Here is a 24673-nt window from a genome sequence, read left to right on the forward strand (position 1 = left end):
CCGCCTTGGCGGCGCACGGCTGAGCCCGGGCTTGGCTCTAAAGCAGAGCCCGGACCGCGGTGGCCGCGGTTTCCAGGGCGGCGCCGGGCAGCACCCCCAGGGTGATGATCACCAAGATGAGCACCACCCCCAGGGCGGCGGTGGCGTTGTTGGGGGCCAGGGCCGGGCGGGCTTCCGGCTCGGCGGTGTAGGCCACCCGGACCACCGACAGGTAGTAGTAGATGGCGATGGCGGTGTTGATCGCCGCCAGGATGACCAGGGCCAGGTGGCCCTGGTTCAGGGCGCTGGTCAGGATGAAGAACTTGCCCATGAAGCCGACGAAGGGCGGGATCCCGGCCAGGGCGAAGAGCCCCACCGCCAGGACCAGGGCCAGGAGCGGCGCCCGCTGGTAGAGGCCGCTGAGGTCTGCGATTTTGACGTTTTCGCCCTGGCGGGAGACGCTGCAGATCACCAGGAAGCAGGCCAGGCTCATGGCCACGTAGCCGGTGGCGTAGTAGAGGGCCGCCGAGTAGCCGGTGATATCCAGGGTCAACACCCCCACCAGGATGAAACCGGCGTGGGCGATGCCGGAAAAGCCCAGCATCCGCTTGATGTCGGTCTGGACCAGGGCCGAGAGGTTGCCGTAGAACATCGACAGTACCGCCAGCAGGGTCAGCAGGGTGATCAGGGCGCTGCCCCCGACGCCGGGGGCGGCCAGGGTCGAGATCTTGATCAGCATGGCGGCGGCGGCGATCTTGGGCAGCGAGGCGATGAAGGCGGTGGTCTCGTTGGAGGCCCCCTGGTAAACGTCCGGCACCCAGAAGTGGAAGGGGAAGATCGCCAGCTTGTAGAAAAAGCCGGCCATGACCATGACGATGCCCACCAGCACCGCCGGGTTGTCCAGCATCCCGGCCAGGGCCGGGATCAGCACGGCGAAGTGGGTGCTGCCGCCCATGGCGAAGAGATAGCTCATGCCGAAGAGCATGATCCCGCTGGCCACCACCCCGAAGATCACGTACTTGATCGCCGCCTCCATCTGCACCCGCAGGCCCTGGCGGTCATCCCGCATCGGCACCATCAGGTAGAGGCAGTAGGAGGAGAGTTCCAGGGCCAGGAACATGGTCAGCAACTCGGCGCTGCTGACCAGCATCATCAGGCCGCTGACCGAGCAGAGCATGAACAGGTAGTATTCGGGCCGGACCGCGTCGCGGATATCCTTCAACTCCTGGCCGACCACCAGGACTCCCACCAGGCCCAAGGCCAGGATCAGCTTGACGATCTGGCTGAAGAAATCGACCCGATAGGCTTCAAAGAAGATGGTGCCCTGCTGCCCCAGGCAAAGCAGGCTCAAGACCGCCGTCCCGGCGGCAAAGGCCAGGGCGGCCAGGCGGGCCTTGCGGCCGTCGACCCCGGCCACGCTCAGGTTGAAGAGCGTCAGCACGCCGAGCAGCAGAAAAAGTTCGGGAAGAAAAAGCAGAACTTTCATATCGGTCCTATTCCAAGAGGTCGGCCCCCGGGAGGGTCAACGATTAAATTATGGCAGCAGCAACCGGGTCCAGGTCATGCCTTCGGTGGTCTGGCCCGCCACCCCCACCTGTTCCAGCAGGTGGGCCACGCTGGCCTCCATCACCCCCAGAAACGGGGCCGGCGAAAGGCCGATCCAGAACACGAAGAGCAGCAGGGGAGCCAGCACCGCGATTTCCCGCCCGTTGAGGTCGATCAGCTTGCTATGCGGCGGGTTGTTGGTGCCGCCCCAGACCACCCGCTGCAGCAGGCGGAACATGTAGGCCGCGGCCAGGACCGCCCCGGGAATGGCGAAGGCGGCGATCAGCAGCGAGTACTCAAAGCCGCCGGCCAAGATCATGAATTCGCCGACAAAGGAGTTGGTGCCGGGAAAGGCCAGCGACGAGAGCGAGAAGAAGCCCAAAAAGACCACGTAGATCGGCATGAAGCGGCCGACCCCGGCGTTGAGGGCCAGCTCCCGGCTGTGGGTCCGCTCATAGAGCATGCCCACGCAGAAGAACAGCGCCCCGGTGGTGATGCCGTGGTTGATCATCTGCAGAATGGCCCCTTCGATGCCCTGGGTGTTGAGGACAAAAATCCCCAGGGTGACGAAGCCCATGTGGCCCACGCTGGAATAGGCGATCAGCTTCTTCATGTCCTGCTGGGCCAGGGCGGTGAAGCCGCCGTAGAGGATGCCGATGATCGAGAGCCAGAGGATGTAGGGCATGAAGACGAAGGTCGCCTCGGGGGTGATGGGCAGGCAGAAGCGCAGGAAACCGTAGGTCCCCATCTTCAGCAGCACCGAGGCCAGGATCACGCTGCCGGCGGTGGGCGCTTCCACGTGGGCGGCGGGCAACCAGGTATGGAAGGGGAACATCGGCACCTTGATGGCGAAGGCCAGGAAGAAGGCCAGGAAGACCCAGATCTGGAAGGTGGAGGAGAAGCCCTGCTCCATCAGCAGCGGAATGCTGAAAGTCTGGGGCTCGGAGGTCAAAAAGAGGGCGATGATCGCCACCAGCAGCATGACCGAGCCGGCCAGGGTGTAGAGGAAAAACTTGATCGAGGCGTACATCTTGCGGGGCCCGCCCCAGACCGCGATCAGCAGGTACATGGGAATCAGCATCGCTTCCCAGAAGATGTAGAAGAGGACGAAGTCCAGGGCCATGAAAACCCCCAGCATGGCGGCTTCCATCAGCAGCAGGCAGAACATGAACTCCTTGACCCGCTTTGCAATGTAGCGCCAGGAACCGAGCACGCAGAGGGGCATGATAATGGTGGTCATCAAGACCAGCAGCAGGCTGATCCCGTCGATGCCCAGGGTATAGTTGATGTCCCAGGCGGCGATCCAGGGGCGGTGCTCGGCGAACTGGTAGAGGTGGGTCGAGCTGTCGAACAGGAAAAAGAGCGGCAGGGAGATCACGGCCGTGAGCACGGTGATGGCCAGGCTCCAGCTGCGGCAGGCGTTGTCCCCCGGCAGGGCCAGCAGCACCAGAGCCCCCAGCAGGGGGAGAAAGACCAGGGTGCTCAGATACGGGAACCCTTGGTTGATCAGGAGAAAATCCATAATTCACTAACCTCGGTCAGTTCGCGAAGACATAGAGGACAAGCAGTACGGCCACAATGGAAACGGTATAGAACACGTTGAGCTGCAGGCGGGCGGCCTGGAGCTGGCGGACCCGGTCGCCCACGCCCCGCACCGTCCGGGCCAGGCCGTCCACCACCCCGTCGATGGCGTGCCAGTCAAACCAGGACCAGAAGCGGGAGATGGTCATCAGGGGGTTGAGGCCCCAGGTATTGTAGGCGTTGTTGACCGCGGTATCGCTTTTCTGGATCGGCTTTTGGGCCAGCCAGAGGACCAGGCGGCCGAACATCCGGTAGAACCAGTCGAGATCCAGGGTGATGGTCCGGGTGGGCAGCAGCAGCTTGCGCATCACGTAGAAGGCCAGGGCGGTAAAGGCCAGGATCTGCAGGGTTTCGGCCAGGTGATAGGCGTAGTAGGGCTGGTAGGTCACCGGGTGGGGCAGCATCCCGTAGAGGTAAGGATAGTAAACCCCGACCAGGACGCAGAAGAAGGCGGCCACCCCCATGGCCAGCTGCATGTGCCAGGGGGGATCGGCGGCTTTGGCCCAGGTTTCCTGCGAACAGCGGCTCTCGCCGAACCAGATCAGGTAGGGCATCTTGAGCCCGTTGTAGAGGAAGGTGCCGGCCGAGGCGCCCAGCAGCAGGAAGGTGGCCCAGTAATGGTGCCCGTCGAAGCCGGCCGAGATGATCATCGCCTTGCTGACAAAGCCGGAAAAGAGCGGAAAGGCGGCAATGGAGGCGCAGCCCACCAGGGTGAAGAGCAGGGTCCGGGGCATTTTTTTGTACAGGCCGCCCAGCTCACTGAACTTGCTCTGGCCGGTCATGTGGAGTACCGAGCCCACCCCCATGAAGAGCAGCCCCTTGTAGAGAATATGGGCGAAGGCGTGGGCGGCGGCCCCGTTGATCGCCAGAGTGCTGCCGATCCCCACCGCCGCCACCATGTAGCCCACCTGGCTGATGATGCTGTAGGCCAGCAGCCGGCGGGCGTCGTTCTCCAGCACCGCGTAGACCACCCCCACCAGGGCCATGATCACCCCTAGGGGGATCAGGATTTCCATCCCGGCAAAGCCCCGGGCCAGGGTGTAAACCGCGGTCTTGGTGGTGAAGGCGCACATGAAGACGGCGCCCACCACCGAGGCCTCGCCGTAGGCGTCGGGCAGCCAGGAGTGGAGCGGGAAGACGGCGGCGTTGAGCATGAAGCCGATCAGAATCAGCCAGGTGGCCAGGCTCGGCTCGGCGACATTCTGCAGATTGAAGCTAAGATCGCCGCCGGTGGCGTGATACTGGAGAATGATCCCGGCCAGCAGGGTCAGGCCGCCGGCGGTATGGACCAGCACGTAGCGGTAACCCGCTCCCAGAGACTGGGGCCGGCCCCGGAACCAGATCAGGAAGGTGGAGGCGAAGGCCATGATTTCCCAGAAGAGGAAGAGGACCAGGAAATCGCCGGCGAAGATGACCCCCAGCGAACCGGCCACGTAAAACCAGGCCGCCATGTGCTGGTAGGGGTCGCGGACATGGAGGCCGTAAAGGGTGCCGATGATGGCCATCAGGGCCATGATGTAGGCGAAGATCAGGCTGAGGCCGTCAACCCGGCCGAAGACCAGGTGCCAGTCGGCGAACTGGACCACCCCGAAGGTGCCCTGGGTCATGGAAAGCACCGCCCCGAAGGCGAGAGTCGGCACCAGCAGCAGGAAGGGAACCCTCAGTCCCCCCCGGATAAAGGGCAGGGCGCAGGCGCCGATAATCAGAATCAGGGCCGGATGCAGCCAGATGTTACTTAGCATAATCAGCACCGTTTACGGGCTTGAGTAAAAATGCCGCCGGGCCGCAGGCTGGGGCAAGCGGGACGGCCAGCCGCAGCCGACCTGTGCGAGTCGGTTCGATCGCCCCAAAATGCGGTGCCGCGGCATTTTTACCGGTCATAATAATCCTCGTCGGTTTGCAGGCCCACCAGGCCGATGATCTTGGCCAGAACGATGATCAGGGCCGCCGCCCCGAAGCCGAACAGGGCCCAGAAGCCGGGCAGTTTTTCGGCCGCGCTGTGAACGTAGCTCTTGTCCAGCAGGAGGACGTCCCAGAGCAGCAGCAGCAGCAAAAGGCCCAGGCCCAATGCCCCCAGCAGGGGCAGGTTCTGCCGCATTTTATCGATAATTTTCACAATCATGACGACATCCTCGCAAAAAGCCGCAAACCCGGGTGAAGGGTAATGGCGGGCCTCACGGCAACACCGCGGTTACCATTTTGACGAACTGGAGCATGAAGTCCGGGTAGATCCCGATGATCACCGAAATGGTGGCGGCGATCAGGATGGGGATCACCATGCTCAGCGGCGCCTCCTTGATCCCGGCGGGCAGGGTTTCGCCGGCCGGGGGCTTGCCGAAAAAGGCCTTGTAGGTAATGGGGGCGAAATAGCCGACGTTGAGCATGGTCGAGGCCAGCAGCACCAGAATGATGCCGATCTGGCCGGCGTCCAGGGAGCCGATCAGCAGGTACCATTTGGTCACGAAGCCGGCCACCGGCGGGGCCCCGATCATCGACAGCGAGGCCACCGCGAAGGCCCCGAAGGTGAAGGGCATCACCCGGCCCAGGCCCCCCATCTCGGAAATATTCTTCTTGTGGGCGGCGACATAGATTGCCCCGGCGCAGAAGAAGAGGGTGATCTTGGCGAAGGCGTGGTTGGTGATATGGATCAGGCCGCCTTCCACCGCCGCCGGGGTCAGCAGGGCCACCCCGAGGATGATGTAGGAGAGCTGGCTGACGGTGGAGTAGGCCAGCCGGGCCTTGAGATTGTCCTTGCTCAGGGCGATGATCGAGGCGACCAGGATGGTGAAGGAGACGAAGTAGGCGGTCATGATCCCGAGGCTGAGATCATCCATGATGTCCACCCCGAAGACATAGAGCATCACCCGGGTGGTGCAGAAAACCCCAACCTTGACCACCGCCACCGCATGGAGCAGGGCGGAGACCGGGGTGGGGGCGACCATGGCGCCGGGCAACCAGCCGTGGAACGGCATCACCCCGTTCTTGGCGAAACCGAGGATGCAGAAAATGTAGAGCACCGTCACCAGCACGCTGCTGGCCCCCTCGGGCAAGATCCCGGTGCTGATGTTGTCGGCGAAATCGAGGGTGCCGGTGAGGACGTAGATCAGGATCATCGCCGGCAGGATCAGGCCCTTGGCGGTGGTGGTCAGGTAAACGATGTACTTCTTGCCCCCTTCGTAGCCCTCCTGGTCCTGGTGATGGGCGACCAGGGGGTAGGTGCCGATGCTGACGATTTCATAGAAGAGATAGAGGGTGAAGAGGTTGTCGGCAAAGGCTACCCCCATGGCCCCGAACAGGGCCAGGGCGAAACAGGCGTTGAACCGGGTCTGGGCGTGCTCGTGCAGCCCCCGCATGTAGCCGGCCGAATAGAAAACCGCCAGAATCCAGAGAAAGGAGGCGGCCAGGGCGAAGATCAGGGAAAAGGCGTCCACCCGCAGGGTCACCGAAACCCCGGGCAGAATCTGGAAGATCGGGTAGATCAGGGTCTGGCCGGCCAGGATCAGGGGAACCATCGAGGCGATGATGGTGAACATCACCACCGCCGCCACCAGGGACCAGGACTCCCGGATATTGGGATTCCGCCCGGAGAGCATCACCAGGATGGCGCCGACCAGGGCGGCCAGCAGAGCCAGGAGCGGTTTTAACGAAACGATTGGTTCCATAAAAGATAATCCTCGGCTACCCCGCCAGCTCCGCCGGCTCTTCGGGGTCGATCGACTTGTAGTTGCGGTAAACCGCGATGATGATGCTCAGGATGATCGCCGCCTCTGCCGCCGCCAGACCGATAATGAAGAGGGCGAAAACCTGCCCCACCACCGGATCGGGCGCCAGGAAGCGGTTGAAGGCCATGAAATTGACCGAAGCGGCGCAGAGCACCAGTTCGGCGGAAATCAGAATCCCGATCAGGCTGCGATGCTTGAGAATGCCGTAAATCCCGAAGCCGAAGAGCAGGGCGGCAATCAGCAGATAAGTATGCAGACTGTTATAAATAACCGGTATTTCCATATCCTCGGTTGCTCCTGAATTTACTTGCGACTTCTGCCGTTGCGGGCCAGCACCAGTGAGCCGATGATGGCCACCAGCAGCACCAGGGAAATCAATTCAAAGCCGACCACGAAGGTGGTCATCATGGCCCGGCCCACTTCCTCGAGTTCGCCGGCGTTGACCCGGGTGGGCGGCGCCGGCCAGGTGGTCTTGTAGGCCAGGGCGGCCAGGCCCCAGGCCAGCAGGCCGGCCGCCGCGAAGGCGCCCGGACCGGCCAGGGGATGGCGGCGCTGAAATTTCTTTATCGCGATGGGTTCGGCCAGCATGACCGCGAAGACCAGGGCCACGCAGATCGCCCCGGCGTAGATCAGGATCTGCATCAGGGCCAGAAAGGGGCTGTTGAGGAAATAGTAAATCCCGGCCACCCCGATGAAGGCCACCGCCAGGCCGGTCACCGCCCGGATCAGGTTGGCGGCGTGGGTGGCGACCAGGGCGCCGCCGATGATCAGCAGGATAAAGCCGAAAAAAACCAGCCCGGCCAGACCTTCCACCGAAAATAAGGGAGTCATTTTTGCCGCTCCTTGCTGCGTTTCAGCAGGTCAAAGATGAATTCTTCCTTGCTGTAACCGGCCAGGTTGTATGCCTTGGAAAAGAGCAGGGCGTCGGTGGGGCAGCTTTCCACGCAGATCCCGCAAAGGCTGCAGGTGGTGAAGTCGAGCCGGTAAGCGGTCAGTTCCTTCTTCTTGCCCCCTTCGGGTTTTTCCCCGGTCAGACTGATGCAGTTCGAGGGGCAGTTGCGCTGGCACATCCCGCAGACGATGCACTTGTTGTTGCCCTCCTCGTCCACGACCAGGTCGATGTGGCCGCGAAAGCGCGGGGGCATCGCCACCGTCTGGTGGGGATACTGGAGGGTGACCACCGGCTGGATCATGTACTTGAAGGTGATCCCCAGGCCCACCACCAGGCTTTTGCCGCCGTCGTAAAGTTCTTTGAAATAGCCGCTCATTTAAAACACCTTCAGCATGGCCGCGGTAATCAGCAGGACCGCCAGGGAAAAGGGCACCATCACTTTCCAGGACAGGTTAAGCAGACCGTAGATGGTGGTACGGGGATAGGTCCAGCGAATCCACATCACGACGAAAACCAGCAGGTAGGTCTTGAGCAGCAGCCAGTGGGGCCCGGGCAACCAGCCCAGGGGGCACTGCCAGCCGCCGAGGAACAGAATGCTGGCCAGGGCGCAGCCGACAAAGACATGGCCGTACTCGCCCAGGAAAAAGAGGCCGAAGCCCATGCCGCCGTACTCGGTGTGGAAGCCGGCCACCAGCTCGCTTTCCGCCTCGCCCAAGTCGAAGGGGGCCCGGTTGGTCTCGGCCATGGCGCAGACAAAAAAGATCAGAAAGGCCACGGGCAGCATGATGCTGCCGTTCCAGGGGAAAATGTACCACTGGAGGATGGTGCCCTGGTTGCCGACGATGGTGTTGAGGTTCATCGAGCCGGCGATCATAACCATGGTCACCACGGTGATCAGCATCGGCACCTCGTAGGCGACGTTCTGGGAAACCGCCCGGGTGGCGGAAATAACCGAATATTTGTTGTTGGAGCCCCAGCCCCCGATGAGCAGGGCCAGCACGTTGATCGAGGCGATGGCGAAGATCAGCAGCAGGCCGATATTGAGGTCTATGGCCACTATGGAAGGGCCGAAGGGGATCACCACGAAGACCATGATCGCGGTGATCATGGTCAGGGCCGGAGCCAGGCGGTAGAGGATGGGGTCGGCCTTGGCCGGCACCACCAGTTGCTTGACCATCAGCTTGATGCCGTCGGCAAAGGACTGGAGCACCCCGAAGGGGCCGGCTTCCTTGGGCCCGATCCGGCGCTGGATATGGCCGGCCACTTTCCGTTCCAGCCAGACCAGGAAGGCGGCGTTGAGGCCGACGAAGGCCATCGCGCCGAGAACGAAGGCCAGGACCCGGACTATTTCTGGTAATGGGCTCATTTATGCAGGGCTCCTATCTGGGGCGGCGCCTTGGGCCGGCGGGTTACGCATTATTTTCGCTGAGGCCGGCTTGCTGTGAGGGCGCTTTCATCGATCAATATCCGGAATTACCAGGTCCAGGCTGCCGAACAGGGCCACCGCGTCGGCCAGCAGCAGGCCGCGGGCGGCTTCACCGAACAGGCTGACGTTGGAAAAACAGGGCGAGCGCAGCTTGAGCCGGTAGGGGGTGTTGGTGCCGTCGCTGACCAGGCGGACGCCGAAGAAGCCCCGGGCCGCCTCCACCGCGTAGAAGTAGTCACCCTTGGGCGGCTTGATGATCTTGGGCACCTTTTCCGCCATCACCGGCCCGTCGGGCAGCTTGTCCAGGCCCTGTTCGATGATCCGCAGGCTCTGCTCGATCTCGTCCATCCGCACCATGTAGCGGGCCATGGAGTCGCCCTGGTCGTAAACCGGGATATCGAAGTTGAATTCGGGATAAACCGAGTAGGGCTCATGCTTGCGGATATCGTAGGCGATCCCCGAACCCCGGGCCACCGGGCCGTTGGCCCCGTACTTGCGGCACATTTCGGCGGTGATGTAGCCGACCCCCTCCAGGCGCTGGCGGAGGATGACATTCTTGGTGATCAGGTTGTGATACATCGGCAGCTTGTCGCGCATCCGCTTGACAAAGGCCCGGGCGCCGGGCACGAACTGCTCGTCGACATCATTATAGAGTCCGCCGAAGCGGAAATAGCAGTAGGTGAGGCGGGAGCCGGTCACCCGTTCCAGCAGATCGAGAATCTGTTCACGATCATCCATGACGTAGAGCAGGGGAGTGAAGCCGCCCAGGTCGAGGACGAAGGCCCCCAGCCAGAGAAGATGGCTGGAAACCCGGTTCAACTCGACGGTGATCACCCGGAGATATTCGGCCCGCTCCGGCACCGCAATGCCGGCGGCCCGTTCCACCGCCCCGACATAGCCGTGGTTGTAAGAAAGGGCGGCAAGGTAATCGAGTCGGCCGGTATTGGGCATGAACTGGAGATAGGTCCGGTTCTCCCCCATCTTCTCGTGCATTCGGTGGATATAGCCCAGGACCGGTTCGGCCTCGACGATATATTCCCCGTCCATCAGCAGTTTGATCCGCAGGGCTCCGTGGGTGGCCGGATGCTGCGGCCCCATGTTGAGAACGAAGGTTTCGTAGGCGGGATCGGCGGCCAGCGGGTTCATGGCTTATAATCCTTGCGCAAGGGGTGAAAATCGGCGTCTTCCGGCAGCAGCAGCGGCGAAAGGTCGGGATGGCCGGTGAAGATGATGCCGAAGAAGTCGTGGGTTTCCCGTTCGTGCCAGTTGGCCCCCGGGTAAATGTGGGAAATGGTCGGCACTTCCGGCTGGCTCCGGGGGACCCGGGTGTGGAGGCTTACCCGGCAGAGTTCGGGAAAGTAATTGAAGTCGTAAACCACCTCGAAGCTGTCTTCCCGCGGTTCGGTTGGGGCCGCCGGTTCAACGGGCGGGGGCGGCTCGGCCGGCGGCGGCTCCTCTCCCGCCGCGGCGGCTTTCTCGGCGGCTTCCGCGGCCGCTTTCTTGGCCGCCGCGGCCTTGGCGGCGGCCGCCTTGGCCGCTTCCTTGGCCAGGGCCTCCTGTTCGCCGAACCAGTCCACCCCGGTCACCGCCTCGATGAAGAACCCTTCCTGGTCGAGGATTTCCGCCGCCGCCGGCAGTTGTTCCGGGGGCAGGGTCACGCTGAGGTGAAAGCCCCGGGCGGCATAGTCGCACTCGACGATCTCGGCGTCGGTCAAGGCGGCCAGAGCCTTTTGGGCGGCGAGCTTTTTCATATGGCGTACTCCGTGTTGATCCGCGGCCAGCGCCGGCTGCCGGTGAGTTTTTCCTCCAGCTTCAGCAGGCCTTCGATCAGGGCCTCGGGCCGGGGCGGACAGCCGGGAATGTAAACATCCACCGGGATGATCTTGTCGGCTCCTTCGACGATGCCGTACTGGCCCTCGAAAACGAAGGGCCCCCCGGAAATGGCGCAGTTGCCCATGGCGATCACCCACTTGGGATGGGGCATCTGCTCGTAGAGGGTGACGATGGCCGGGGCCATTTTCCGGCTGATGGTGCCGGCCACGATCATCACGTCCGACTGCTTGGGGGCGGGACGGAAAACCCCCTGGCCGAAACGGTCGAGATCGAAGCGCGATGCCCCGGTAGCCATCATTTCAATGGCGCAGCAGGCCAGGCCGAAAGTCAGCGGCCAGAGCGAATTGGCCCGTCCCAGGTTGAGCAGTTTGTCGAGGACGGCGAATTGGACTACCGGGGGTTGTATACTTTCCTTTCCCACTGAAAAACTCCCTTTTTCCAGGCGTAGACCACGGCCAGCGCCAGGGTGTCGATGAAGAGGAAAATGACTACGAAATCGAGCCAGGCGGCTCCGAGAATCACTTCTTGGGCGTAGATGAGGGCAACCGGGAAGAGAAAGAGGACGTCGACGGCGAAGGCGAGAAAGATCAGGGCGTAGAGGTAGTAGACGGCGCCGAAGCGGATCCAGGCCTCCCCGATGGGCTGCATGCCGCATTCGTAAATGGAATTGGTCTGGGGCTGGAGAGTGCGGGGGGCAAAGAGGCGGGAGATGATGACCGGCCCTATGGCCCAGGCGACTCCGCCGAAGAAAAAAGCCACTACATACAAGAGATTAAGCAGGTATTCCTGTTCCAATCTTCTTCCCCCACTCGCCCCGAATTCTTTGCCCGAACCCCTCCGGAAAACAGAATCTGAATATGCTCTTTAGTCCGGGGGTAAAACGAGGTCAAGAAAAAAATGAATCGATATTCAGAAAAAACTAGATCCTCAATCGTAGTACTGTCCGCAATTATCTGCATAGGCCCGCCAAAAAGGCAAGCATAAATTACCGTGGGATGAATGGCGCTTGTTGTTGGTTGGGGAGGAAAAGGCTTGGGTTCAGATTCAGCGGGACGGGAGTTGGTCCAGCAGGCGCTGGTGGATGTTGGCGAAACCGCCGTTGGAGAGAATCGCGACCACGTCGCCGGGCCGGGTGGTGGCGGTCAGGTCGGCGATAATCGCCTCGGGGTCGGCAAAGGGGGCGGCGTCCTGGCCGCGGGCGGCCAGGTCGGCGGCCAGGCGGGTGATGGAAAAGCGTTCGTGGGCGGGGATGCTGTCCAGGCCTTCCGGTTGACAGATCAGAACCCGGTCGGCGGCGGCGAAGGCCGGCACGTAGGCTTGCTGGAATACGCTGCGGCGGCTGGAATTGGTGCGGGGTTCGAAAACCGCCAGCAGGCGGCGGCCGGGATAAGCGGCCCGCAGGGCCCTGAGAGTTTCCCGCACCGCCGTGGGATGATGGGCGAAATCATCAATCACCGTCACCCCGCCGACCACTCCGCGGACCTCCTGGCGGCGGCGCACCCCGCTGAAGGCGGCCAGGGCGGCGGCGCTGGCCGCCGCCGGCACGGCCAGGTAATCCAGCACGGCGATGACCGCCAGGGCGTTGAGGGCGTTATGGCGCCCGGGCATCCGGCTGACCATTTTGCCGAAGGGCTCGCCGTGGCGGGCCACGGCAAAGCGGGTGGCTTCCGGGCCGACGGTCAGTTCCCGCAACTGCCAGGCCAGATCCGGCCCCTCGCCGTAACCCAGCACCCGGCAGGGGGCGGCGGCGGTGAGCTCCCGGACGTTGGGATCGTCCAGGCAGGCCACCAGCAGGCCTTCAGCGGGCATCAGGGCCACCAGGCGGGCAAAGGCGGCCTTGACCGCGGCAAGATCGGCATAGATATCGGCATGGTCGAATTCGACCCCGGTGAGGATACAGATTTCGGGGGCGTAGTGGAGAAACTTGGGGCCCTTGTCGAAGAAGGCGGTATCGTATTCATCCCCCTCGGTGACGAAAAAAGGGCCCTGGCCCAGGCGCGAGCTGCGCCCGAAGGCCTGGACGATGCCGCCGATCATGAAGCCGGGCTGGAGCCCCACCGCGTCCAGCATGGTAGCCAGCAGGGAGGCGGTGGTGGTTTTGCCGTGGGTGCCGGCCACCACCAGCGAGCGCTTGCCGCGCAAAAAATAATGGTGCAGGGCCTGGGGCATGGAAAGGTAGGGCAGGCCGGCGGCGGCCAGGGCCACGGCCTCGGGATTGGTGGCCCGGATGACATTGCCGACGATGACCAGGTCGGGCCCGCCGGCCAGGTTGCGGGGGTCGTAGCCTTCCATGACCGGAATCCCGAGGGAGGCCAGGTAGTCGCTCATGGGCGGATAGACCCGCTGGTCGGAACCGCTGACCTTGAGCCCCAGGCTTTGCAGCATCCCGGCCAGAGCCGCCATCCCGGTGCCGCCGATGCCCATCAGGTGGACATGGCGCACCGCTGCCGGAGCCCGGTTGAGGGCAGGATCAAGGGGGTTGGGGGGCGGGGAGGAGTTGGCGGCCGGAGCGGACATGGGCAGGGAAAAACTCAGGAACGAACGGTGTCGCGCACCGTGGCGTGGACCTCGCGAAAGGTTTCGCTGAAATTGGCGGGAGAAAGGCGGCCCACCTCGATAAACTTGACCACGATCTCCTTGGTCACCTTCAGCACGGTCTCATCACTGACCGGCCGCCCGCCGCCGCTCTCCGCGGCCGCCGCCGGCCCGGCGGGATTTTTAGCACTGGTGGTCATAGCAGTCCATCCATAAGATAGTAAGGCAGCCGTCAGCGGCAATTTGCCTCAGCCCGGCCCGGCCGGAAAAGATTGCCCGGCGCCGGAGATTCGCGCCAGCGTCCCGGCGCCGCGTACCCCGGGTAAGCAAGCCGGGGCGATCGCGCGAAGATTCGGTGCCGGGAAATGTTTGCCAAAAGAAGAGAGCCTCTGCCGTGTGAAGAAGGCCAATTCAACGAACAGCGGCAGAGGCCCCTGGTCTCGAGAAAAACCGGCCAGGCCCTCCCCGACGGAACCAGCTTGCGTGCAGCGAAAGGCAAAAAAGCAGAAAAAAATGAAAAATGGTGGAGCTAAGCGGGATCGAACCGCTGACCTCTTGAATGCCATTCAAGCGCTCTCCCAGCTGAGCTATAGCCCCACATCAGGTCGTGCGGGATAACTTAGGCCCGACCGGTGCCGGTCAGGCAAAGCGGCTCCCGTTTACCACGGCCTTGGTTGGGTTGTCAAGTTTTTTCCGCGCCGCCCGGCCGCCCGCCCGCCACTCGGGCCGGGGGAGCGGGGCCGGTCAATTTAGCTTATGGATCGCTGTTATCCGGCCCTTTCCGGCCCCGTCATTTTTGTTGCCAGCAGGGGTAGAGTCTGCTAGAGTTCTCGTTTGTGGCAGCCGGCTTTCGCCCAGGGTTGCCGAAGACTCCGTAGACCGGCACCATCACACCACCACCCCCATAGAGGATCCCCATGTTCCTTGACTCGCTTTTCGGCTTTCTTTCCAATGACCTGGCAATTGATCTGGGCACGGCCAACACCCTGGTCTTTGTCAAGGGCAAGGGCATTGTCCTGCGGGAGCCGTCGGTGGTCGCCATCCGCAGGGATGCCCGGGCCAACAAGGTGCTGGCGGTGGGCAAGGAGGCCAAGATGATGCTGGGCCGGACCCCCGGCAACATCACCGCTGTGCGGCCGATCAAGGACGGGGTCATCGCCGACTTCGAGGTCACCGAGGCGATGTTGCGCTACTTCATCAACAAAGTGCACAATCGCCGCACCCTGGTCCATCCCCGGATCATCATCAGCGTGCCGTCGGGCATTACCCAGGTGGAAAAGCGGGCGGTCAAGGAATCGGCTGAATCGGCCGGGGCCCGCGAAGTTTACCTCATCGAAGAGCCCATGGCCGCCGCCATCGGCGCCGGCCTGCCGATCACCGAACCCACCGCCAACATGGTGGTGGATATCGGCGGCGGCACCACCGAAGTGGCGGTGATCTCCCTGGCCGGGGTGGTTTACGCCAGCTCGGTCCGGGTGGCCGGCGACAAAATGGACGAGTCCATTCTCCACTATATCAAGCGCAAGCACAACCTGGCCATCGGCGAGCATACCGCCGAGGTGATCAAAACCACCATCGCCGACGTGATGCCCGAGGAACCTTACGAAACCATGGAGATCAAGGGCCGGGACCTGGTTTCCGGGGTGCCCAAGACCCTGGTCATCGGTTCCGATGAAATCCGCCAGGCCATCACCGAACAGGTCGATGCCATCATCGAAGCGGTGAAGATGGCCCTGGAGTTGACCCCGCCGGAACTGGCCGCCGATATCGTCGACCAGGGCATCGTCCTGACCGGTGGCGGGGCGCTGTTGCGCAACCTGGACAAGCGGTTGCGTGAAGAAACCGGAGTCCCGGTGATCATCGCCGAGGATCCCCTCTCCTCGGTGGTCCTGGGCTCGGGCAAGGCCCTGGAAAACATCGATGTCCTCAAGGATGTTCTGACCTCCTGAGCTGGAGTTATGGCCAAACCTGCCAAACCTGACCGTTGTCGTCAATCATGAAAAAAAGAGGCAAACGTTCCCGTCAGGTCCGCATTGTTCTCCTGTCCGGTTTTGTTCTTATCCTGGTTTTCTTCTTCATCGTCTCCGCCCTGGGGCGGGGGGAATTCAGCCTTTTCCACAAGGTCGGCCTGGAAGTGATGGGGGCGGCCCAGTCGGTCAGCACCGCCTTCACCGGTTATTTCGGCGGGGTCTGGGGTAATTACCGCGAACTGATCAATGTCCGCGAGGAGAACCGCCGCCTGCGCGAGGAACTGCGCCAGTACGAGGCCGCCACCAGTCGCTACCGGGAAGCGGTGGCCACCAACGTCCGCCTGGAAAAAATGCTGGGCCTCAAGGAAAACCTGCCCGACCCCACCATCACCGCCCGGGTGGTCGGCCGCGACCCGTCCCTCTGGTTCAAGACCCTGATCATCGACCGGGGCAGCAGTGACGGGGTGGAGCGGGGAATGCCGGCGGTCACGGTGGAAGGCATCGTCGGCCAGGTGATCAATACCTCGCCCAATTACGCCAAGGTTCTGCTGGCCAACGACCCCAACAGCGCGGTGGATGTGATTGTCCAGAAAAACCGGGTCCAGGGGATCATCAAGGGCGACGGCAACGACTTCGTCCTCCACTACGTGCTGCGCAACTCCGACGTGGAAAAGGGCGATCACATCATTACTTCCGGCCTGGGCGGGGTTTTCCCCAAAGGATTGCCGGTGGGCCAGGTGGACGAGGTGGTTCGGAGCCAGCGGGGCATGTTTCAAAGTATCCGGGTGGAACCGGCCGCCGATTTTTCCCAGCTTGAACATCTGGTCATCATTATGAAAAAAACCTCCCTGGCGGAATAGACCGCGTTATGACCATGACCCTTGTTTTCCTGCTGCTGGGGATCCTCTCCCTGGTTTTTCAGAGCACCCTCTTTCACCTGCTGCCCGCCTGGCTGGGCCGGCCCGATCTGCTGCTGCTGCTGATCATCTTCATCGCCCTCTACCTCGACCTCTGGCGGGGCCTGTTCCTGACCCTGGTGCTGGGCATGCTGGCGGATATCCTTTCGGGGATGCATCTCGGGGTTTATCCCCTGGTTTATCTCCTGCTGTTCCTGGCCATCCGGCTGGTTTCCCGCAACCTGGCCTTTCAGGACAGCATTCACCAGGTGCCCCTGGTGGTGGGCAGCTTTCTGCTGACCTCCATCTTCAGTCATCTGCTGGCCTCCCTGCTGGGGCCGGACGGCCTTTTTTTCTGGACCTGGCCGCTGCTGCTCCAGAACAGCGTGATCCTGGGGGTGATCTGCCTGCCTTTCTTCCACTTTTGCCGGCAGCTCCAGCTCAAACTGCACCAGAAACCGGCGCGTTCCTTTTTGACTTTCAAGCGCCGTTCCGCCAATCGCTTCCGGGTTTGAGCAATGCGCCGACCGCTGGGTAATATCAATAAAATGGATCCCGCCGAGCTGACCATGCTCAAGAAGCGGATCGATGTCGCCACCGCGGTCATCCTGGTCTTCGTGGCCCTTCTGGTTCTCCGGCTCTGGTATCTCCAGATTAACCAGGGCAGCGAATATATTCAGCGTTCCGAGAGCAACCGGATTCGGGTCCAGCAGCTCGCCGCGCCCCGGGGCAACCTGCTGGACCGCCACGGCGAGGTGCTGGTGACCAACCGGCCCCGCTTCAACGTGATCTGGCTGCGGGAAGACGCGCCCCATCCCGACGAGGTGATCCGCCAACTGGCCCGGATCCTCGAACTCGACACCTCCGAAGTGCTGGACCGGATCCGGGCCGGGGCCGATCTGCCCCGCTTCATCCCCACCCGCCTCAAGGAGGATATCGACTGGCGCACCTTGGTCCAGATCGAAAACAACAGCTTCAATCTGCCCGGGGTCCAGATCGAGGTGCAGCCCAGCCGGGACTATCTTTACGGCAACACCGCCTCGCATCTGGTGGGTTATCTCGGCGAGATCAATCGCCAGGAGCTGGAACGCCAGCGCGATGAGGGCTACCGGGCCGGAGACGCCATCGGCAAGCAGGGGCTTGAAAAAGTTTTCGAATCCTACCTGCGGGGGGAAAAAGGCCAGCGTTACGTCGAGGTCGATGTCCGCGGTTTTGCCCAGAAGCAGCTGCAGGTCCAGGAACCCCTGCCCGGCAACGACCTGCAGCTCACCCTGGATATCGAGGTGCAGCGAGCGGCGGAAGCGGGGTTGGGCGAGCAGGCCGGGGCGGTAGTGGTGATGGAGGTCCATTCCGGCCGCTTGCTGGCCCTGGCCAGCGCCCCCCATCTGCCCCTGGAAAGCTTTGTCGGCGGGATTCCCCAGACGGTCTGGCGGGACCTGCTGGACGATCACCGCTCGCCGCTGCTCAACAAGCCCCTGCAGGGCCAGTACGCCCCCGGTTCGACCTATAAAATCATCACCGCCCTGGCCGCCCTGGAAGAAGGGGTGGTGACTCCGGAAACCACCCATTACTGCGGGGGCAGCATTATCTTCGCCGGCCGGCGCTATCATTGCTGGCAACGGCGGGGCCACGGCCATGTCAACCTCAAGGAGGCCATGACCAAATCCTGCGACGTCTATTTTTATCAGCTCGGTCAGCGCCTGGGAGTGGACACCCTGGCCCGTTACGCCCGGATGCTGGGCCTGGGCCGCAAAACCGGAGTGGAGCTTGAACATGAAAAAGAGGGCCTGGTTCCCACCTCCGCCTGGAAGCTCCAGCGCCACCGGGAGCGCTGGCAGGACGGGGAAACCTTGTCAGTGGCCATCGGCCAGGGTTTCAACCTGACCACCCCGTTGCAGCTCACCCGGATGACCGCGGCGGTGGCCAATGGCGGCCGCCTTTACCGGCCCAAGCTGGTGAGCGCCGTGCGTGATCCCGAAGGCCGGGTTTTGCGGGAATTTATCCCCGAACCGGAGGGCGATCTCAGCTCCATCAGCCCCCGGACCTGGCGGCTGCTCCAGGAAAGCCTGGTCGCGGCGGTCCACGGCGAACGGGCCACCGGCCGTTCCGCCCGGCTCAAGGATATTACGGTGGCCGGCAAGACCGGCACCGCCCAGGTGGTCCGCCTGGCCCAGATCGAACACCTGAAAGATGATGAGATTCCCTACCACTTCCGGGATCATGCCTGGTTCACCGCCTATGCCCCGGCCGAGGCGCCGGAAGTGGCGATTACGGTGCTGGTGGAGCACGGCGGCGGCGGCGGCTCGGTGGCCGCCCCCCTGGCCAAGGCCGTGCTGGAAGCCTATTTCAACCGGCAAGCCGGAGCGCTGCCGGAGCCGCCCCCGGAGCCGGAGCGCCGGGCCGCCGCCGATTAAGCCAACCCCGGCCGATCCGGCCGGGCCAAGGAACAAGCAGCCATGTTGCGTTTTGACCGCCGTCTCCTGCAGAACTTCGACTGGGTGATGCTGGCCGCCGTCCTGGTCGTGGCCCTGCTGGGGCTGCTCAACCTTTACAGCGCCTCCTATCTGAACAAGGGTTTCGGCACCTCGGTCTTCGTCAAGCAGATTTATTACTACCTGATGGGCCTGGGGGTGATGATCGGGATCATCCTGGTGGACTACAAGGTTCTGATCAAGTGGAGCTATCCCCTTTACGCGGCGACTATTTTCCTCCTGCTGGCCGCCCTTTTCATCGGGGGCGAGGTGGCCGGCACCCAGCGCTGGATCAACCTCGGTTTTTTCCGTCTCCAGCCCTCGGAACCAGCCAAGCTGATGCTGGTGATCGTCCTGGCCAGCTACTACTTCCGCAAGGACACCGGGGCCGGCTTTACCATCCGGGAACTGGCCCTCCCCATCGGCTTGACCCTGGTGCCCTTTGCGCTGATTGTCAAGCAGCCCGACCTGGGCACCGCCATGATGCTGGCCTTCATCTTTGTTTCGCTGACCCTCTTCGTCAAGCTCAAATGGTCCACCCTGGCGACCCTGGCCGGGTTTGGCCTGGCCCTGATTCCCCTGGCCTGGCAGTTCTATCTCAAGCCCTACCAGCGCCAGCGGGTTCTGACCTTCCTCAACCCCGAAAGCGATCCCCTGGGCAGCGGCTATCATATCGCCCAGTCCAAGATCGCGGTGGGCAGCGGGGCCACCTTCGGCAAGGGTTATATCCAGGGCACCCAGGCCCAGCTCGATTTTCTTCCCGAGCGCCACACCGACTTTGCCTTTTCGGTCTGGGCCGAGGAGTGGGGCTTTGTCGGCTCGGTCTTTTTGCTCGCCTGCTATTTTTTCATTATTCTCTGGGGGATGAATGTCGCCCTGAGCGCCCGGGACAAGTTCGGAGTCCTGCTGGCCTTCGGGGTCGTGGCCCTCATCTTCTGGCAGGCCTTCATCAACCTGGGCATGGTCCTGGGCCTGCTGCCGGTGGTGGGGATGCCCCTGCCCCTTTTCAGCTACGGCGGCTCCTCCCTGCTTACCACCCTGGCCGGCATCGGTATTCTGATGAATATCCGCATGCGCCGCTTCCTAACCACCCGCTGAACGGGCGGCAGCACCGGATCTTGCCGCGATCAGTTCCCGCCGCATACTGAAGTATAGCGTCGGGAACTGCTTGCGACAATCTGCGGCACTGCCGCCCGTTCAGCTCCTGGTTTGCTTCCGGGTTTAAATTCAGGTGCGGGGAATAGTTGTCCTTCCGGTTTTTGCCAGTGGGCCTCAGGGAAACAAGATACCCCTCCGGGGAAACTTTCAGCAGCGCGGCCGGAGGTTGACCAGGACCAGTTGGGTCAGGGCCTTGATCAACTCGGGATGGGTGTTGAGGGCGGGGGGGCGGACCAGGCGGATGCCCATGGTGCGGGCCAGGTCGTGGTACTGGATGTCGATCTCGTATAGGGTCTCCACGTGGTCGGAGATGAAGCTGATGGGGACCATAAGGACGTTTTTGACCCCCTGGGCGGCCAGTTGCTGGAGCATGTCCGGGGTCGAGGGTTCGAGCCAGCGGACCGGGCCGCTGCGGCTCTGGAAGCAGAGCCGGCCGGTCCGGCCGGTGATTTTTTCCAGCGCGGCAATGGTTTGCTTGATGTGGTCGAGGTAGGGGTCGCCCTCCTCGATGAAGCTCACCGGCAGGCTGTGGGCGCTGTAAACCACGGTAAATTCCGCTCCGGCGAAGTTGGCCGCGCCCTCGGCGATGGTCGCCGCCAGGGCGGCGGCGTAGGCCGGATTATCCGGCCAGGCCTTGATCTCTGTGATATCAAAAGAAAAATCAGACTGGGCGGCGGCCTTCTTGAGATCGTTGAGGGATGAGCCGGTGGTGGCCCGGGAATAGTGGGGATAAAGGGGCAGGGCCACCAGCTCGCGGACGCCGGCCCGGGCGAATTCGGCCAGGGTTTCGGCGGCGAAGGGATGCCAGTAGCGCATGGCGCAACGGACCATGAAGTCGTCATGCTCGGCCAGCCGGGCGGCCAGGGCCCGGCCTTGTTCGGCGGAAATCCGGGCCAGGGGAGAGCCGCCGCCGATCAGGCGATAGGCCTCGCGGCTTTTGGGGGCCCGCTTTTTGACGATCCGCCGGGCGATGAACTTCTGCAGCCAGGGAAAGGGGCCCAGCTTGATAATCTCGCGATCGGTAAAGAGGTTGAGCAGAAATGGTTCAACGTCGGCCAGGGTTTCCGGGCCGCCCATGTTGAGCAGAACCACCCCGATGGGAGGAGCCTGCTGCTGCCCGGTCCGGTCGTGCTCGTTTGCATTCATCTGGCTGGTTTCCTTGGCGGGGCCGCGTGGGGTCTGGTTACCGGGCTTTTTTTAACCACGGAGAACACAGAGGGCACAGAGAATCCGGAGATTACGCTCTCTGTGTTCTCTGTGGTTAACCAAATAATTATGGCGTATTTGTAAAGGGTTAACTCTCGCTGGAGCCGAGATTTGCCGCTCTGGTTGCTGCTGGCCCGCCCAAGGAATCGGAAGACATGACGTTAAGGGCGCTCAGGCTATAATCTTCGTTGGCCAGCCAGGCGCCGAGGTCGTCCGCCGCCAGAGGCAGTTCGGCAAAAATATGCGCCTCCAGGCGCTGACAGAGGAGGAAATTCTGCCGGATCAACTCCTGGCGGGGGGGATCGTTGGCGGCGTAGCGCTGAATGATATCATCCCGCCGCTCAGCCAGGCTGACCAGCTGGCTGTGCTGCACCCGCTTGTCGGCGTAAAAAACCAGCTCCCGCTCGCCGCAGTGGCCGTTGAAGCCCTGGCGGAGGACGACATGTTCCGCCACCAGAGGCTCCAGTTCGGTAAATCCGTGTTCCCGGCAGATCACCCGCCCCAGTTCGGCATGCCGGCAGCCGCCGTCCAGGCACATGGCCTTGGCGATATCATGGAGCAGCCCTCCGGCCACCGCCAGGTCTACCCGCAGATCCCGGCCCCGCTCCACCAGCAGGCGGGTCAGCAGGCCGCTGACCCGGGCCACCAGCAGGGAATGCTCCCGGATATGATCCGGCATCCGGTAGTGGGCCATCAAACGCAAACATTCAGCTTCGCTGGGAATCATCGCATCTCCCCCGGCGCCGGGTCAGGTGTGCTGAGTTTATATAAAAGTTGTTGCTGAGCACGGCCATATTATTTTTTCCCCCACTGAGCGCCCAGAGAACCCGGAGTGGTATAGGCCGGGTAATTCAAGGTGAACGTTCAGCAGTGCCGCAGGTTGGCGCAAGCAGCTCCGGCGATTATACTATATTGTATATCGCCGGAGCTGCTTGCGCCAAGATGTGGTGCTGCTGGACGTTCACCGGCGGCTGAGGCGGTGGACCGCCTCGACCATGAACTTGGCCTGCTCGGGGGGGATTTCCGGCAGAATCCCGTGGCCGAGATTGAAGATATGGCCATGGGCGGCCTTGCCCTGTTCGAGGATCCGGGCGACCCGCTCTTCCAGCTTGGCCGGCGGCAGCAGCAGGGCGCAGGGGTCGAGGTTGCCCTGCAGGGCGATCCCCGGCCCGACGATCCGGGCCGCGTCATCGATGTTGATCCGCCAGTCCAGGCCCAGCACGTCGGCTCCGACGGTCTTGCTCTGCTCCAGCAGGGTGGCGCCGTTGTTGGCGAAATAGATCAGCGGCACCTCGACCCCCGCGTCCTTCAGGGCCTTGAAGATCCGGCGGGCGTAGGGGAGGGCGAATTCGCCGAAATCACGGGGGGCCAGCACCCCGGCCCAGGAATCGAAAAGCTGCAGGGCCTGAGCCCCGGCCGCCACCTGGGCCTTGAGATAAAGGATGGTGCTTTCGGTGATCTTGTCCAGCAGCTGGCCGTAAAGTTCCGGCGCCGTGTACATCATCTTCTTGGTGAGGAAAAAATTCTTGCTGGAGCCGCCTTCGACCAGGTAGGTGGCGATGGTGAAGGGCGCCCCGGCAAAGCCGATCAGCGGCACCTTGGTGGCCAGCTCCCGGCGCAGCAGGCGGATGGCGGCCATGACGTAGCCCAGCTTCTCTTCCGGGTCGGGCACGATCAGTTTGGCCACCGCGGCCTGGTCCCGGACCGGTTCGGGGAACACCGGGCCCCGATTTTCGTGAAACTCCAGCGGCGCGCCCATGGCTTCGGGCACCACCAGGATATCGGAAAAGAGAATGGCGGCGTCGACCCCGATCAGGTCCACCGGCTGGATGGTCACCTCGGCGGCGGCCTCCGGGGTCCGGCACATTTCGAGAAAGCTGTAGCGGCTGCGCACCGTGTGATATTCGGGCAGATAACGCCCGGCCTGGCGCATCATCCAGACCGGGGTGTAATCGGTGGCCTCGCCGCGGCAGGCCTTGAGAAAGGTCGTGTTCATCGATTCTCCGTTCTTTGCGGGTTTAACGAAAAGCCGGGCCGGGGCCGCGGCGGTTGACTTGGCGGGAAGCGCCAAGGGCGCAACCTGTCTTGGTCGCTAATGGCAACACCACGGGTCCCGAGCGGTCCCTGGCGCCATCTTCAGGATTTTTCCACCGCTTCCGGCTCGGCCCGGCGGATGGGCATGTAGCCGCAGTAGGGCTCCTCGGCCAGGTAGTCGCCGGTGACCGCGTAGGCCCGGGCCCGGCAGCCGCCGCAGACATTGACGTATTCGCAGCGCCCGCAGCGGCCCTTGTAGCTTTTGAAGTCCCGCATTTCCCGGAACAGCTCCGAGTTTTCCCAGACATCCTTGAAGCTCTGCTGGCGCAGGTTGCCGGCCGGCTTGGGAAAATAGCTGCAGGGCAGGACATTGCCGTCGACATCGATCAGGGCGATGAGCTGGCCGGCCAGGCAGCCCTTGGAGCCGCCGGTGGAAAACTGCAGGGTCCGGCGCTTGAATTTTTCCCCTTCTTCCTTGGCCTTCTGCAGCACCACCCGGTAATAGTGGGGGGCGCAGGTGGGGCGGACCAGCATCTCCTCTTCCTGTTTTTCCATTTCATAGTGCCAGGCCAGCAGCTCCTCGTATTCCTCGGGGCTGATCAGCTCGGTCATGATATCCTCGCCCCGGCCGGTGGGCACGATCATGAACATGTACCAGGCCTTGGCCCCCAGTTCCTTGGCCAGCCGGTACACCTTGGGGATTTCCGCCTGGTTGCGCTTGGTGAAGGAGGAGTTGATCAGGAAGGGGATATCGTGCTCGCGGAAGAGGCGGGCGGCATTGATGGTGCCGGCAAAGGCCCCGGGCTGGCAGCGGAAGTTGTCGTGGACGGCGGCGTCGGCCCCGTCCAGGCTCAGGGAGACCATGCGGATCCCGACTTCCTTGAGCCGGCGGCAGATCTCCTCGGTGACCAGGGTGCCGTTGGTGGCCAGGCACATCCTCAGGCCCTTGGCGGTGCCGTAGGCGGCGATTTCGAAGACATCGTCCCGCAGCAGGGGTTCGCCGCCGGAAAGCACCACCACCGGCTGGGCGTAGGAGGTGATATCGTCCAGGATCCGCTGGGCCTCGGCCAGGCTGAAATCGGGATGCTCCTTGGCTTCCAGCTCGGAGGAAGAGCGGCAATGGACACATTTCAGGTTGCAGCGCCGGGTGATTTCCCAGGCCAGCCATTTCGGTTCGAATTCCATGCAAGTCCTCGATCTGGGGGTAAGCGGCCGGGGCCGCCCGGGAGACGCCGCTCCGACCGGCCCCGGATAATTTGACGTTGGGCTGGGCCGGCGCTGGAGCTTGAGTTTTTAGAGGCGCGTTTGGTTAAAAATGTCGGCCCCGGCAACCGCGTATTTCAGGGTAACCGAAGGCAGGCAAAAAGGAACTTTTTGCAACTTCATAAACTTAGCCGTTTAGCTGTATTTTGCAAGAAATATCAT

At 62.8% G+C, this 24673-nt stretch carries 24 protein-coding genes and 1 tRNA gene; 5 read left to right on the forward strand and 20 right to left on the reverse strand.

Annotated elements, in window-relative coordinates:
* Window positions 1-37: 37 nt before the first annotated feature.
* From ACHHTY_RS06145 to ACHHTY_RS06220, 16 genes are all read right to left on the reverse strand, one after another.
* The gene (locus ACHHTY_RS06145; protein ID WP_395493225.1) at window positions 38-1465 is read right to left on the reverse strand and encodes an NADH-quinone oxidoreductase subunit N; all 1428 of its coding nucleotides are present in this window, start codon (window positions 1463-1465) and stop codon (window positions 38-40) included.
* 48 nt (window positions 1466-1513) lie between these two features.
* Window positions 1514-3046: a complex I subunit 4 family protein gene (locus ACHHTY_RS06150; protein WP_395493226.1), complete on the reverse strand. Its 1533-nt coding sequence runs from the start codon at window positions 3044-3046 to the stop codon at window positions 1514-1516.
* Window positions 3047-3062: 16 nt separating this feature from the next.
* On the reverse strand, window positions 3063-4847 hold the full coding sequence (locus ACHHTY_RS06155) for a Na(+)/H(+) antiporter subunit D (RefSeq protein ID WP_395493227.1): 1785 nt from the start codon (window positions 4845-4847) through the stop codon (window positions 3063-3065).
* A gap of 128 nt (window positions 4848-4975) precedes the next feature.
* Window positions 4976-5227, reverse strand: coding sequence for a hypothetical protein (locus tag ACHHTY_RS06160; RefSeq protein WP_395493228.1), 252 nt, complete (start codon window positions 5225-5227; stop codon window positions 4976-4978).
* A gap of 52 nt (window positions 5228-5279) precedes the next feature.
* The gene (locus ACHHTY_RS06165) at window positions 5280-6767 is read right to left on the reverse strand and encodes a monovalent cation/H+ antiporter subunit D family protein (RefSeq protein WP_395493229.1); all 1488 of its coding nucleotides are present in this window, start codon (window positions 6765-6767) and stop codon (window positions 5280-5282) included.
* Between the two features lie 16 nt (window positions 6768-6783).
* Complete coding sequence (nuoK, locus tag ACHHTY_RS06170) at window positions 6784-7110, reverse strand: NADH-quinone oxidoreductase subunit NuoK (protein ID WP_395493230.1); 327 nt, start codon at window positions 7108-7110, stop codon at window positions 6784-6786.
* Window positions 7111-7130: 20 nt separating this feature from the next.
* Window positions 7131-7658, reverse strand: a complete 528-nt coding sequence (locus tag ACHHTY_RS06175) for an NADH-quinone oxidoreductase subunit J family protein (RefSeq protein WP_395493231.1) — start codon at window positions 7656-7658, stop codon at window positions 7131-7133.
* The gene (locus ACHHTY_RS06180) at window positions 7655-8095 is read right to left on the reverse strand and encodes a NuoI/complex I 23 kDa subunit family protein (protein WP_395493232.1); all 441 of its coding nucleotides are present in this window, start codon (window positions 8093-8095) and stop codon (window positions 7655-7657) included. The genes ACHHTY_RS06175 and ACHHTY_RS06180 overlap by 4 nt, the downstream gene beginning before the upstream one ends.
* Entirely contained in the window at window positions 8096-9085 is a 990-nt protein-coding gene (gene nuoH, locus ACHHTY_RS06185) for an NADH-quinone oxidoreductase subunit NuoH (protein WP_395493233.1), read from the reverse strand.
* 87 nt (window positions 9086-9172) lie between these two features.
* Window positions 9173-10291, reverse strand: coding sequence for an NADH-quinone oxidoreductase subunit D (locus ACHHTY_RS06190; RefSeq protein WP_395493234.1), 1119 nt, complete (start codon window positions 10289-10291; stop codon window positions 9173-9175).
* Window positions 10288-10896: an NADH-quinone oxidoreductase subunit C gene (locus tag ACHHTY_RS06195; RefSeq protein WP_395493235.1), complete on the reverse strand. Its 609-nt coding sequence runs from the start codon at window positions 10894-10896 to the stop codon at window positions 10288-10290. The genes ACHHTY_RS06190 and ACHHTY_RS06195 overlap by 4 nt, the downstream gene beginning before the upstream one ends.
* A complete protein-coding gene (locus tag ACHHTY_RS06200; RefSeq protein WP_395493253.1) occupies window positions 10893-11384 on the reverse strand; it encodes an NADH-quinone oxidoreductase subunit B in 492 nt (163 codons plus the stop codon). Before ACHHTY_RS06200 ends, ACHHTY_RS06195 begins: the two co-directional genes overlap by 4 nt.
* Window positions 11369-11773 carry an NADH-quinone oxidoreductase subunit A gene (locus ACHHTY_RS06205; protein WP_395493236.1) on the reverse strand — a complete coding sequence of 135 codons (405 nt, stop codon included), beginning with the start codon at window positions 11771-11773 and terminating at the stop codon, window positions 11369-11371. Before ACHHTY_RS06205 ends, ACHHTY_RS06200 begins: the two co-directional genes overlap by 16 nt.
* Before the next feature lie 249 nt (window positions 11774-12022).
* Complete coding sequence (gene mpl / locus ACHHTY_RS06210; protein ID WP_395493237.1) at window positions 12023-13495, reverse strand: UDP-N-acetylmuramate:L-alanyl-gamma-D-glutamyl-meso-diaminopimelate ligase; 1473 nt, start codon at window positions 13493-13495, stop codon at window positions 12023-12025.
* Between the two features lie 14 nt (window positions 13496-13509).
* Window positions 13510-13713 carry a hypothetical protein gene (locus tag ACHHTY_RS06215; RefSeq protein WP_395493238.1) on the reverse strand — a complete coding sequence of 68 codons (204 nt, stop codon included), beginning with the start codon at window positions 13711-13713 and terminating at the stop codon, window positions 13510-13512.
* A 321-nt stretch (window positions 13714-14034) separates the two neighbouring features.
* Window positions 14035-14110, reverse strand: a tRNA-Ala gene (locus ACHHTY_RS06220).
* Between the two features lie 320 nt (window positions 14111-14430).
* Here ACHHTY_RS06220 and ACHHTY_RS06225 point away from each other — a divergent pair.
* Genes ACHHTY_RS06225 through rodA form a run of 5 tightly spaced genes read left to right on the forward strand, consistent with a single transcriptional unit; the run spans window position 14431 to window position 19948 of the window.
* The gene (locus ACHHTY_RS06225; protein ID WP_395493239.1) at window positions 14431-15462 is read left to right on the forward strand and encodes a rod shape-determining protein; all 1032 of its coding nucleotides are present in this window, start codon (window positions 14431-14433) and stop codon (window positions 15460-15462) included.
* A gap of 47 nt (window positions 15463-15509) precedes the next feature.
* The gene (gene mreC / locus ACHHTY_RS06230) at window positions 15510-16343 is read left to right on the forward strand and encodes a rod shape-determining protein MreC (RefSeq protein ID WP_395493240.1); all 834 of its coding nucleotides are present in this window, start codon (window positions 15510-15512) and stop codon (window positions 16341-16343) included.
* 8 nt (window positions 16344-16351) lie between these two features.
* Window positions 16352-16894 carry a rod shape-determining protein MreD gene (gene mreD, locus ACHHTY_RS06235; RefSeq protein ID WP_395493241.1) on the forward strand — a complete coding sequence of 181 codons (543 nt, stop codon included), beginning with the start codon at window positions 16352-16354 and terminating at the stop codon, window positions 16892-16894.
* Between the two features lie 3 nt (window positions 16895-16897).
* On the forward strand, window positions 16898-18793 hold the full coding sequence (gene mrdA, locus ACHHTY_RS06240) for a penicillin-binding protein 2 (RefSeq protein WP_395493242.1): 1896 nt from the start codon (window positions 16898-16900) through the stop codon (window positions 18791-18793).
* Between the two features lie 42 nt (window positions 18794-18835).
* Window positions 18836-19948: a rod shape-determining protein RodA gene (gene rodA, locus ACHHTY_RS06245; RefSeq protein WP_395493243.1), complete on the forward strand. Its 1113-nt coding sequence runs from the start codon at window positions 18836-18838 to the stop codon at window positions 19946-19948.
* Window positions 19949-20155: 207 nt separating this feature from the next.
* Here rodA and hemH read toward each other — a convergent pair whose 3' ends face one another.
* The 4 genes from hemH to ACHHTY_RS06265 all read right to left on the reverse strand — a co-directional run bounded on the left by hemH (window position 20156) and on the right by ACHHTY_RS06265 (window position 24433).
* Entirely contained in the window at window positions 20156-21154 is a 999-nt protein-coding gene (hemH, locus tag ACHHTY_RS06250) for a ferrochelatase (protein ID WP_395493244.1), read from the reverse strand.
* Between the two features lie 148 nt (window positions 21155-21302).
* Window positions 21303-21941 carry an HDIG domain-containing metalloprotein gene (locus tag ACHHTY_RS06255; RefSeq protein ID WP_395493245.1) on the reverse strand — a complete coding sequence of 213 codons (639 nt, stop codon included), beginning with the start codon at window positions 21939-21941 and terminating at the stop codon, window positions 21303-21305.
* 234 nt (window positions 21942-22175) lie between these two features.
* On the reverse strand, window positions 22176-23210 hold the full coding sequence (gene hemE, locus ACHHTY_RS06260) for a uroporphyrinogen decarboxylase (RefSeq protein WP_395493246.1): 1035 nt from the start codon (window positions 23208-23210) through the stop codon (window positions 22176-22178).
* 140 nt (window positions 23211-23350) lie between these two features.
* Window positions 23351-24433 (reverse strand): radical SAM protein, encoded by a 1083-nt coding sequence (locus tag ACHHTY_RS06265; RefSeq protein WP_395493247.1) that lies wholly within the window; start codon window positions 24431-24433, stop codon window positions 23351-23353.
* Window positions 24434-24673 lie beyond the last annotated feature (240 nt).

The sequence above is a fragment of the Desulfurivibrio nitratireducens genome, from assembly GCF_044068515.1.
In the GTDB taxonomy this organism is placed as follows: domain Bacteria; phylum Desulfobacterota; class Desulfobulbia; order Desulfobulbales; family Desulfurivibrionaceae; genus Desulfurivibrio.